Source organism: Micromonospora sp. NBC_00821 (genome assembly GCF_036347035.1).
Lineage (GTDB): Bacteria > Actinomycetota > Actinomycetes > Mycobacteriales > Micromonosporaceae > Micromonospora > Micromonospora hortensis.
Map to the genome: position 1 here is coordinate 4,504,004 of NZ_CP108880.1, position 11,358 is coordinate 4,515,361.

An 11,358-nucleotide genomic window follows, 5' to 3' on the forward strand; every position below is an offset into this window, starting at 1 on the left:
CACATCGATCAGGGTCTAGTTGCCGAGCGTGACGTGCAGGATCCTCTCGTTGCTGTTGTTCGGGGTGCTGTCCTTGTCACCGACGTTGGTGGTGGTCAGCCACAGCCCTCCGTCGGGAGACGGCTCCACCGTCCGCAGCCGACCGTAGGTGCCACTGAAGTACGTCTGCACGTTCGTCAGGCTGCTGCCGCTGATCACCGCGCGGTACATCCGAGCGCCTCGGGCGCAGGCCACGTAGAGCGCGTCACGCACGATCGTGATGCCGGAGCAGGACCCTTCGGCAGTCGGATAGGTGCGCGCCGGCGCGATGAACCCGGCCGTACCGCAGGTGCCGCTGGTGCCCTCGCACGCCGGCCAGCCGTAGTTTCCACCCTTGGTGATCAGGTTGGTCTCGTCCATTACCGAGTTGCCGAACTCCTGCTCCCACAGCCGGCCCTGCGAGTCGAACGCGAGCCCCTGCGGGTTGCGGTGGCCGTAGCTCCACACGTAGTTGCCGAACGGGTTGTCCGAGGGAACGGTGCCGTCCGGGTTGAGTCGCAGGATCTTGCCTTCGAGGCTGGACCGGTCCTGGGCGTAGTTGCCGTTCTGGGCGTCGCCGGTGCTGGCGTACAGCTTGCCGTCCGGGCCGAACCGCAGGCGACCACCGTCGTGGTACTTGTTACGCCGAATGCCGCTGAGCAGGACCTGCTCGCTGGCGGTGTTGAGTCGCCCGTTCTCCAGCCTGATCCGGACGATGCGGTTGTCGCTCGGCGAGGTGTGCATGATGTACAGCCAGCGGTCGCTGGAGTAGCTGGCCGAGATGGCGAGCCCCAACAAGCCACCCTCACCGTCGGTGCTCTGCACGTTCGGCACCGTGCCCAGGTTGGTCTTGGCCCCGGTGGTCGGGTTGAGCTGGATGATGTCGTGGGCGTCGCGGCGGTTGTAGAGAACGCTGCCGTCGGGCAACGTCACCAGACCCCACGGGACGTCGGTGTCGGTGGTGACCTGTCGCACCCCGCACACCGGGTTGGCGCACGCCGCGCCGGTGGTCACCGTCGCGGTGCCGCTGCGCGACGAGGCGTTGTCCTGCGCGTCCCGAGCCACCACGTAGTACTGGTAGGAGGTGTTCGCCGCCAGACCGCTGTCGGTGAACGTGGTCGCCGGCGGCGCGCCGGTGACCGTTCCCACCTTCGCGCCGGCCCGGTAGATGTCGTACGCACGGACCCCGATGTTGTCTGTCGACGCGGTCCAACGCAGGGTCACAGTGGTGCCCGACGCGGTGCCGGTGAGCTGTTGCGGCGCGGTCGGTGGCTGACTGTCGGCCTGGCAGGGCGGCGGAGTGATCGAGACGGTGGCGCTCGCCTGCGACACGTTGCCGGCGGCGTCACGGGCGTTGACGTACAGGCCCCAGGTCGCCCCGGCCACCACTGTCAGGTTGGTGGAGAGCATCGTGCCACTCACCGACGTCATCAGCTGGCCGTCGTGGTAGATGTCGTAGAAGGCCACCGCGACGTCGTCCGTCGAGGCGTTCCACGCGAACGTCACCGAGTTGCAGGTCAGGCCGCTGACCCGTGGGCTACCCGGCGCCGTCGGCGGCTGACTGTCGGCGCTGCCGAGAGATGTCGTCCACCGCTGGTTGGACTGCCCGTTGCAGGTCCAGAGACCGACTGTGGTGCTGTTGGCGGTGCCCGCGCCGGAGACGTCCAGGCACAGGCCGGACTGGACCCCGACGATGGTCCCGGAGGTCGTGATCCGCCAGCGTTGGTTGGCGCCGCCGGTGCAGCCGCTGATCTGCGCCGCGGCGGGAGCTGTGGTGTCCTGGCCGACCACGTCCAGGCACATCGTGTCGTCGTAGACCCGCAACTCACCACTGGAGGTCAAGGTCCACGCCTGGTTGGCCTGGCCGTTGCAGTCGTAGATGTTGATGCCGGCACCGGCGGTTCTGACGTTGCCGACCACGTCCAGGCAACGACCGCTGGCCACGCCGACGACTGTCGACGGCGCCGCGGCGGCCGCCGGCACACCGACGGCCAGGCTCAGCAGCGTCACCGCCACCATCGCCACCGGCAACAGCCGCCGTCGTGGGCGTCGTGGGCTTCTCCGCGCGATGACTCGCATCCGTCCTCCAGGCTCAGGGCGTCGACAGGCTCAGGGCGTCGACCGGCCCACCCAGACGACCAAGCGCCCGACCACGCCGAACAGACACATCGACCATCAAAGATGCGATCGCCACACATGTCAAACGATGTCCGCCGATCGGGGGCAAAACCACGGATCGGCGTACGCATCGCTCAACTACTCCCCAACGCCTCCCGGACGTACCGACGGGCGTGATGGATCCGGGACTTCAGCGTGCCGATCGGGATGCCCAACTGCCCGGCGATCTCCTGATAGTCGAGCTGACACAGGTCGCGGAGCACGAGGGCCGTCGCCAGCTCCGGCCGGTGCGCCTCCAGCCGGTCCAGCGCGTCCAGCAGATCGAGGCGCGATCCGGCGATGACGCTCGTCGTACGGGGGTCGGCCACCTCGACGGGCAGCAGCGTGCTGGGCCGCTCGGCCGCTCGTCGCCGCAGTGACCGGTAGGTCTGGCGGGCGCAGTTGGCGACCACCGTGTGCAACCAGGTGGAGAAGAGCGACCGCCCCTCGAACCGTTGGATGTGCCGGGCCACCTGCAACAACGCGTCCTGCGCCGCCTCCTCCGCGTCCTGCCGACAGGGCAGGAACCGCCCGCACTGCTCCAGCACCCGTGGACCGATCGCGGCCAGCAGCGCGTCGAGTGCGAGGCTGTCGCCGGCCGCCGCCCGCCTCGCCAGCTCCTCGGTGTCAGATTCCTTCGCCACCCGCGCTCCCCCGCTCGTGGGCGTCACCGGAGTCCCGGTCGCCGGATAATACGATCGTGTCCATCCCGCCGCAGGTTGGCCGGTACCGCATCGCGCGCCCCGTCGGCGCCGGTGCGTTCGCCACCGTGTGGCTGGCGTACGACGACGAGCTGCACTCGCCGGTGGCAGTGAAGGTGCTCGCCGACAACTGGTCGCAGCGGGCCGACATCCGGGGGCGCTTCCGCCAGGAGGCCCGGTTCATGCGGCAGGTCGACTCCGATCACCTGGTCCGGGTGTTGGACATCGGTGAGTTGCCCGACGGCCGGCCGTACCTGGTGATGACGTACGCCGCCGGTGGCACGCTCGCCGACCGGCTGAGCGGCGGGCCGATGCCGGTGCGCTCGGCGCTGCGGATCGCCGCCGACATCGCCAGGGCGGTGTCGATCCTGCACGACAGCGGTGTGCTGCACCGCGACCTCAAACCGTCCAACGTGCTGTTCGACACCAGCCCGGCCGGCGACCGGGTGTTGGTCGCCGACCTGGGGTTGGCCAAGACGCTCGCGCACGCGTCCGGGTTCACAGTGGTCGCCGGCACGCCCGCCTACATGGCGCCCGAGCAGTTCGTCCCCGGCGGAGGGATCGACGTGCGCGCCGACGTGTTCGCGATCGGCGCGCTGACGCACCACATGTTGACCGGTTCGCCGCCCGGGCAGCCGGTGACGGCGGCACCCCGCGCACCCGCCGCCGTCGAGCGCGCCGTCCGCCGGGCCCTGCATCGCGATCCGGACCGCCGCTGGCCCACAGCGGCCGCGTACGCCGCCGCGTTGGAGGGTCTGCTCGCCAGCCGGCAGTTGGCGGCCCGCCCGCCGCCGCGGCGCATCCGCCGGTTCCTCGCCGCCGTCGGCACCGTGACCGCGACGCTGGTCATGGCCGGATCCGCCACCGCGACCACCGCGCCGCACGGCTGGACCCGGGTCGGCGACACGACCGGCGCCGTCTCGGTGGCCGTTCCCGACGGCTGGGCGCGGCAACTGCGCGACGGCGGCTGGGACCCGGCGGTGATCGGCCTCGCCGACGGGCGCGGCCCCGGTCTGCTCGTCGGAGCCGACCTCGCCGACTGGTCCGATGTCGACAGCGCGACACCGGGGGTCTTCGTGGGAGTGAGCCCCGGGCTGCGCGGAGCGGAGCAACCTGCGCTGCCCGATCACAGCGGATGCACACCCGCCGCAGGCCGGGCGGTCACCGTCGCCGCGTTCGGTGGGACCGTCCGGCACTGGTCGCGATGCGGTGGCGCGCGGACGTCGTTCAGCGAGGTCACCCTGGTCGCGGCCACCGGCACCTTCGGCGTGTACGTCCAGGTCAAGCAGACCGACGGCGTCGACCGCACCGACGAGATCCTCGGCACGCTGCGGGTGAACGGCTCGATGGTCGCGCAACGCTAGTACCGTTCCCAGTTGCCGGCGTAGTCGATGGTGCGCCACCGGCGTGTCTCAGTGCCGCCATCGAGCTTGCGGACGGTGGCCTGCACCCTGTTGTCTCCCAAGACGCGGTACGACAGAAACGTCATGACCCGGTCATCGCTCGGACTGGAATCGTCCCCCAGGATGACCGGCTGCGCCCACCGCTCTCGGCCGGTGTAGTCGAGCTGAACCGGCACGAGGGCCTGCCGCCGCGCGGCGTCGGAGTTGCCCAGTTCGACGAGGACGAGCGCGTCCTCGGTCGACGGCAGACTCACCGGCTCCTCGGTGATGAAGTCGGCGTACACCGGTCGCGCGCCACCGGGCAGGATTCGGCAGGGGATGTCGAGGCCGTTCGACCCGTTCCGGAACTTCACCGTGTCGGACTCACCGCAGAATCTCAGACCGCGGATGACAGCGTTGGGCCAGTCGGTCCGCCTGATCTCGCTCACCGGAGCGGCCGGGCGGGAGGTGCGGGTGGTCGGGGCGCCCGGGGTGGCGCTGCGGGTGGCCGGAGCACTCGGGCCCGCGCTGCCGGTCGCCGGAGCGCTCGACGCCGACGGGCTCGGCGGGCTCGCGCTGGTGGACGGGGAGCCGGCGGGCCCGGCGTCGCCGCCGACCCGTTTCACCGGTGACGTGCAACCGGCGACGAACGTAAGGGTGAGCATCGCACCGACGAGCAGGTTGCCGCGCATGGGTGGTCCTTCCTCCACGGGGTCTGTCACAGGGTTTGATGCACCGGTACGGGCGGTGGTTCACGCGACCGGGGCGACACCTCTGCCCACCATCGGCGCACCCGCCCCTCCTCCTCAAGTCGTAGGCGCATTGCCGTCTCGCGCCAGATGGCTCGGGGCGATCACTCGAACAGGCTTGTCCCAAGGCATCGGGTGACGCCGTACGGACCTGCTCCGGACACCCGTTCGCCAGGAAAGGCACCGGCAGACGATGCGCTCTCTTCCCCTTCCCGCCCCCGGTTCACCCCGACCCGCCCGGCCGGTCGTCCGACTCGGCGCGGTGCTGGCGACCGCTGTCGTCCTCGCCGTGGGCGCCGCCGGCTGCGGCGCGCCGCAGCACAACCCCGCACCGCACATCGATGCTCCGGCGGCGCCCGCCGTGGCGAGCGGGACGGGTTCCGCCCTGACCGACACCGACGTCAACGCCTGGCTCGACGGCCTGTTGCCGGCCGCGCTCGACCGTACCGACATCGCCGGGGCCACTGTCGCCGTCGTGAACAACGGCAAGATCCTCACAGCCCGGGGGTACGGGTACGCCGACACCGGTGACGGCGGCAACGGTGCCGTACCTGTCGACCCGGACCGGCACCTGTTCCGGATGGGATCGGTGTCGAAGCTCGTCACCGCCACCGCGGTGCTGCAACTCGTGCAGAGCGGGAAGCTCGACCTCGACACCGACGTCACGACGTACCTCGACTTCGAACTGCCGCTGCGCTACGAGCGGGCCGTCACACTGCGGCACCTGCTGACGCACACCGCCGGCTTCGAGGAGCGGATCGCCGGCCTCATCGGCACCGACGGCGGCGACCTCAACCTCCGCAGGGCCCTGATGACCGACCCACCGGAGCAGATCTACCAGCCCGGCACCGTCCCCGCGTACTCCAACTACAGCAACGCGCTCGCCGGCTACATCGTCGAACGCGTCAGCGGGACGCGCTTCGAGGAGTACGTCCAACGCAACGTCCTGGACCGCGCCGGCATGCCGTCGTCGACCTTCGCGCAGCCCCTCCCGGCGGCGCTGCGCGACCGGATGTCCAACGGGTACGACACCTCCGCCGGGCCCGCCGCGCCGTTCGAGATCGTCGGTACGCCCCCGCCCGGCGCGCTGAGCGCCCCGGCGACGGACATGGCGCGATTCATGCTCGCCCAGCTCGGCGAGCCGGTGGGCTTCGCGCCCCTGCTGGACCAGCCGACCCGTGAGCTGATGCAGCGGCCGGCACTCGACGCGACGTCGCTGGGCACGCTGACCGACGGGCCCCGGATGACCCTCGGATTCTTCGCCGAGGACCGTAACGGCCACCGAATCCTCGGCCACGGCGGCGACACCAAGTACTTCCACTCCCACCTGCAGATCTACCCCGACGACCGGGCCGGCATCTTCCTGTCCCTCAACAGCAACGGCTCCGGCGCCCTCGACAGCCACGAGCTTCGCGAGTCGATCATGAACGGCTTCGCCGACCGCTACTTCCCCGCCCGCGACGACCAGCCGACCGCCGGCGTGGACCCGGCGACCACCGCCACGCACGCCGCGCTGGCCGCCGGCACGTACGAGTCCTCGCGAGCGATTCAGAGCAACTTCCTGACGGCGATCGGCCTGGTCGGTCGGACCACTGTCAGCGTCGCCGACGGTGACCGGTTGCTGGTGGAGCCGGGCCCACTGTCGGACTCCCCCGCCCTCTACGAGGAGGTGGCGCCCTGGGTCTGGCGCGAGGTCGGCGGGCAGCGCACGATCGCCATGCGGGCGACCGACGACCGGGTCGAGGCGATCAGTTTCGACTCCGCGTTCGCGTTGCTGCCCGTCGAGCCGGCCCGCGCCTCCATGGTGGCCGTTCCGGTGCTGGCCCTGTCGACAGTCGTGCTGCTGCTCACCGTCCTGTCCTGGCCGGTCGGCGCGATCGTCCGCCGTCGACTGGGCCGCGCTCCCCGGGAGCGGGCGGGGCGCACCGCGCGGATCCTGAGCCGCCTCGCCGTAGCCGGCACGCTGCTCGCGTTCGCCGGTTGGGTGCTGAGCATCGGCAGCATCATGAGCCTGCAGGACGTTCCCGGGCCCGTCCTGCGCACCATTCAGGTGCTGCAACTGGTCGGACTGCTCGGAGTGCTGCCCGCCGCGGTCCGGCTGGTCGACGACGTGCGACGCCACGTCGGCTGGCGGCGGATCACCGGCAGCGGCCTGATCCTGTTGGCTCTCGCCGGCGCGGGCTGGTTCGCCGTGGAGTTCCACCTGCTCGCGCCTAGCATCTCCTACTGACCCGCCCGACCCGGGACGATCCGGAGCAAGGATGCGCACCCCATGAGGGACCACACGGACACCGATTTCGGCACACGACGACTGACGAAGTGGCTCGACGCCCGGCTCACCCGGCTCGGGGTGACCGGAGTGTTCCCCCGGGACTGCCTGCTGGCCGCGGTGCTGACCGTCCTGACGTTCGTACTGCTCACCTCGCTGTTCTGGTTCGTGGCACCGGAGGACGGGGTGTCGTTCGACCCGGCGCGGGCCTGGCTGCTCGTCGCCATCTGCTGCGCGCAGGCGATGCTGCTGTGCCTGCGTCGGGTCCGGCCCCTGCTCTGCCTCGCGCTCGTCGTCGGCCTCCAACTGCCCATCATCGGCTTCTCCCTGCCCGAGGCGACCATCCGGGGCCTCGCACCGTTCGTCGTGGCGTACACCGTCGGGTCGTTGCTGCCGGTTCGCCGTGCGCTGCTGGCCGTCAGCGCGGTCGTGGTGGTGGAGTCGACCGGGGCGGCCGTCGTGGTGACCCCGGATCTGCTGACGGCCGTCGCGTACGTCTCGGCGAGCGCCCTGACCTACGCCAGCGCGACGTTCGTCGGCGGCTACGTGGCCACCTACCGGCGCTACGTGGAGCTGGTCCGGGTGCGGGCGGACGAGGCGGTCCGGGAGCAGCGCACGAAGGTCCAGGCGGCGATCGGCGCGGAGCGTTCCCGGATGGCCCGGGAGTTGCACGACGTGGCCGCGCACCACCTCTCCGGCATGGTCGTGCAGGCGGCGGCGGTCGAGCGGCTGATCGACCGGGACCCGGCGGCCGCGAAGGCCGGTGTGGCCTGGATCCGCAGCCAGGGCAAGGAGACCCTGGACAACCTGCGGCTGGTCGTCGGTGTGCTGCGCGGCAGGCCCGGGCACGAGGGCGGCGACGGTGCCGCCCCGGTGCCGGGGCTGGGCATGCTCGACGACCTCGTCCGCACCGCGGGCAGCCTCGCCGGCCCGGTGGAGTTCGTCCGGGAGGGCGAGCAACGCGAGGTGCCACCGATCGCCGACGTCGCGCTCTACCGGATCGCGCAGGAGTCGCTCAGCAACGCCCGCCAGCACGCCCCGGGTGCCGCAGCACGGGTGGTGCTCCGCTTCGAGCCCCGCTCGGTGTCGCTGGAGGTGGTGAACGAACCCGTCGCGCCGCGACGCGTACCGGCGGCTCGGACCGGTGGCGTCGGCCTGGTGGGCATGCGTGAGCGCGCCCAGCTGATCGGGGCGACGTTCACCGCCGGCCCGACGGCGGCCGGCGGCTGGTCGGTCGCCGCGACACTCCCGACGAACGGCCCCGCCGCGTCCCGTCCGAAGGAAGAGGCCCCCGCGTGATCAGAGTGATGCTCGTCGACGACCAGGCCGTCGTCCGGGCCGGTTTCCGCGTCATCCTGGAGCAGTCCGGCGAGATCGAGGTCGTCGCGGAGGCGTCGAGCGGGTCCGCCGCGGTGGAACTGGCCCGCCGGCTGCAACCGGACGTCATCTGCATGGACGTCCGGATGCCGCACGGCGACGGGCTCACCGCGACCCGGCAGATCGTCGCCGAGGCGACCGGAACGCCACCGGCGGTCCTGGTCGTGACGACCTTCGACCTCGACGAGTACGTCTTCGGCGCGTTGGAGTCCGGCGCCAGCGGCTTCATCCTCAAGGACTGTGAGCCCGAGGAGCTGATCGAGGCGATCCGTCGCCTGGCGAGCGGGTACGGGCTCGTCGACCAGACCGTCACCCGTCGGGTGATCTCGGAGTTCGCCAGGCGTACGCCCGCTCCCCGATCGGACGCGGCGGCGGCGCACCAGCTGACCGCGCGGGAGACCGAGATCGTGGAGCTGCTCGCGCAGGGCCTGTCGAACGTCGAGATCGCCGAGCGGCTCTTCATCGAGACCAGCACCGTCAAGTCGCACCTCGGGCGGGCCATGGCCAAGATCGGTGCGCGAGATCGGCTGCAGACCGTCGTGTGGGCGTACCAGAACGGGGTGGTCCACCGATGACAGCGACCCTGATCCCCTGCCTGGCGACGGTAGGTCCACCCCTGGTCGAGAGTGGACATTGCCGGAGTACGATCCCGGGCGTACCGCTGTGGTGACCTCCAGCTGACGACCCCTCGATAGGAGCCAGGCATGGTTGGCCCGGACCCCGAACTCGCCGCGAAGCTTCAGCCCGACGTGCCGCACGCGGCACGGATCTGGAACTACTGGATGGGCGGCAAGGACAACTTCCAGTCCGACCGGGCGGCCGGCGACGCTGTCGCCGAGGTCTACCCGGAGATCGTCCTGATGGCGCAGCAGTCGCGCGTGTTCCTGGTGCGGGCCGTGCGTCACCTCGCGGCCGAGGCGGGCATCCGGCAGTTCCTGGACATCGGCACCGGCCTGCCCACCATGCAGAACACGCACGCGGTCGCCCAGGGCGTCGCGCCCGACTCGCGGATCGTCTACGTGGACAACGACCCGATGGTGCTGGTGCACGCGCGGGCACTGCTGGCCAGCACGACGTCGGAGGGTGTCACCACCTACGTCCCGGCCGACTACCACGACCCGGAGAAGATCCTCGCCGAGGCGGCGCAGACGCTCGACTTCGACCAGCCCATCGCCGTGATGTACATGGGCGTGATGGGCTACGAGCCCGACCTGGACGTGGTGCGCTCGATCGTCGGGCGCACGATGGACGCGGTGCCGTCCGGCTCACACCTCGTGCTCTGGGACGGCACCAACACCAGCCCGGCGGTGGTCTCGGGTGCCGAGCGGCTGGCGCAGAGCGGCGGGGTTCCGTACATCCTGCGCAGCCCGGAGGAGCTCGAGAGCTGCTTCGACGGGCTGGCGATGGTGGAGCCGGGCCTGGTGCCGATCCCGCTGTGGCGACCGGAGGAGCCCGACGCCGTCGGGATCGACGCCTACGGCGCTGTGGCCCGCAAGCCCTGACCGACACGACGTCCGCCCCGCTCCCGCCATCGCGCCGGAGCGGGGCGGACGTCGTTCACCGCGCGCACGTAGGGTCAGGCCGTCGGGCACCGATTGCGTCGGCCCTCAGCGGGGAGACGAACCGACCCGCACCCGGTCGCTCTCGTTGTCGGAGAGGAAGGACGCCAGGGCCTGCCCCTGCTCGGTCACGGCGGCCCGGTCAGCTCGGGAGAAGCCGCGTAGGGGGTTGACGGTCACCGTTTCCGACTCGACCGTCCAGGTCGCGGCGACCCGGCCGTCGACGAGCACCACGCGCTCGCCGGCCACCGAGAGGAGACGGTGCGCGTCGTCGATGATCCGGCTGCGGTCGTCGTAGCCGAGGATCGCATTGTCGAACGCCGGCAGGAACCGCACCGGGGCGGGTGTCTCCGGGTCGGGGCGCGGCGCGTCGGGGAGGTCGATCAGCTTCCGGCCACGCTCGTCGCGGAAGGTCACCAACTCGTCCCGCATGGCGGTCACCGCAGCGGGCAGCCCGGCGAGGCCGCACCAGGCCCGCAGGTCGGCAGTGGCCGCCGGGCCGAACGCGGCCAGATAGCGGCGGACGAGCAGTTGGCCGACCGGATCGGTGCCCGCCGCGGTCGACGGGGCGATCTCCCGGTCGAGCCACGCGGAGAGCAGGACGTAGCGCGCGCCCCCCGTCGTCCGCCAGAGCCCGCGCGGCGGCACCTGTGTCATCGGGAGCAGCGCGACAGCTATCTCGCCCAGCACCCGCGGCCCCGGCGTCGGCCAGCGCTCGGCGAGCGCCCGCCCGATCTCGGGCATCGAGCGGGGCTCACCGTCGGCCACCACCGCCCGCGCGGCAGCGGCGAGGTCGTCGAGGTCCACCCCGTCGAGCTCGCCGCGGTAGACCCCGAGCACGCGTTGGCGCAGCATGGCGTCGTGACGGTTGCGCCAGGCCACGAGGTCGTCGGCGACGAGCAGGTGGACGGTGCGGCGCATGAGGTGGGTACGCACCACGTGTCGCTGGGTCAGCAGGGTGGAGAGCACCGTCGGGTCGAACGCGCGCAGCCGCGACCACAGCCCGATGAACGGCTCCTGCGGCTCCTGGGCCTGCAGGCCACCGAGGTGGGCCACGGCGTCGAGCGGCGGCAGGTCGGCGCGGTCGAGCAGCAACTGCCGGGCGAGCGTCGCGCGGTTGAGCGCCCTGGTGTCGAGAACTGTCAT

General features: G+C 71.4%; 9 protein-coding genes. 5 read left to right on the forward strand and 4 right to left on the reverse strand.

Going from position 1 to position 11,358, the window contains the following annotated elements; genetic code table 11:
* Window positions 1-15 precede the first annotated feature (15 nt).
* Entirely contained in the window at window positions 16-2,097 is a 2,082-nt protein-coding gene (locus tag OHB44_RS20600) for a PQQ-dependent sugar dehydrogenase (protein ID WP_330437907.1), read from the reverse strand.
* Between the two features lie 173 nt (window positions 2,098-2,270).
* The gene (locus tag OHB44_RS20605; protein ID WP_330437908.1) at window positions 2,271-2,819 is read right to left on the reverse strand and encodes an RNA polymerase sigma factor; all 549 of its coding nucleotides are present in this window, start codon (window positions 2,817-2,819) and stop codon (window positions 2,271-2,273) included.
* Between the two features lie 56 nt (window positions 2,820-2,875).
* Here OHB44_RS20605 and OHB44_RS20610 point away from each other — a divergent pair, with 56 nt between their 5' ends.
* Window positions 2,876-4,240 carry a serine/threonine-protein kinase gene (locus OHB44_RS20610; RefSeq protein ID WP_330437909.1) on the forward strand — a complete coding sequence of 455 codons (1,365 nt, stop codon included), beginning with the start codon at window positions 2,876-2,878 and terminating at the stop codon, window positions 4,238-4,240.
* Here the strand turns inward: OHB44_RS20610 and OHB44_RS20615 are convergent.
* Window positions 4,237-4,950, reverse strand: a complete 714-nt coding sequence (locus tag OHB44_RS20615; RefSeq protein ID WP_238683943.1) for a hypothetical protein — start codon at window positions 4,948-4,950, stop codon at window positions 4,237-4,239. The two genes, OHB44_RS20610 and OHB44_RS20615, sit on opposite strands and share 4 nt — an antisense overlap.
* Window positions 4,951-5,200: 250 nt before the next feature.
* Between OHB44_RS20615 and OHB44_RS20620 the strand changes: the two genes are divergently transcribed.
* The 4 genes from OHB44_RS20620 (at window position 5,201) to OHB44_RS20635 (ending at window position 10,155) form a co-directional block, all read left to right on the forward strand.
* Window positions 5,201-7,237 (forward strand): serine hydrolase domain-containing protein, encoded by a 2,037-nt coding sequence (locus OHB44_RS20620; RefSeq protein WP_330437910.1) that lies wholly within the window; start codon window positions 5,201-5,203, stop codon window positions 7,235-7,237.
* 42 nt (window positions 7,238-7,279) lie between these two features.
* Complete coding sequence (locus tag OHB44_RS20625) at window positions 7,280-8,575, forward strand: sensor histidine kinase (RefSeq protein WP_330437911.1); 1,296 nt, start codon at window positions 7,280-7,282, stop codon at window positions 8,573-8,575.
* An 8-nt stretch (window positions 8,576-8,583) separates the two neighbouring features.
* Window positions 8,584-9,228 carry a response regulator gene (locus OHB44_RS20630; RefSeq protein ID WP_238684378.1) on the forward strand — a complete coding sequence of 215 codons (645 nt, stop codon included), beginning with the start codon at window positions 8,584-8,586 and terminating at the stop codon, window positions 9,226-9,228.
* Window positions 9,229-9,357: 129 nt separating this feature from the next.
* Window positions 9,358-10,155 carry an SAM-dependent methyltransferase gene (locus tag OHB44_RS20635; RefSeq protein ID WP_238683946.1) on the forward strand — a complete coding sequence of 266 codons (798 nt, stop codon included), beginning with the start codon at window positions 9,358-9,360 and terminating at the stop codon, window positions 10,153-10,155.
* Between the two features lie 105 nt (window positions 10,156-10,260).
* Here OHB44_RS20635 and OHB44_RS20640 read toward each other — a convergent pair whose 3' ends face one another.
* Window positions 10,261-11,358: a winged helix DNA-binding domain-containing protein gene (locus OHB44_RS20640; RefSeq protein ID WP_330437912.1), complete on the reverse strand. Its 1,098-nt coding sequence runs from the start codon at window positions 11,356-11,358 to the stop codon at window positions 10,261-10,263.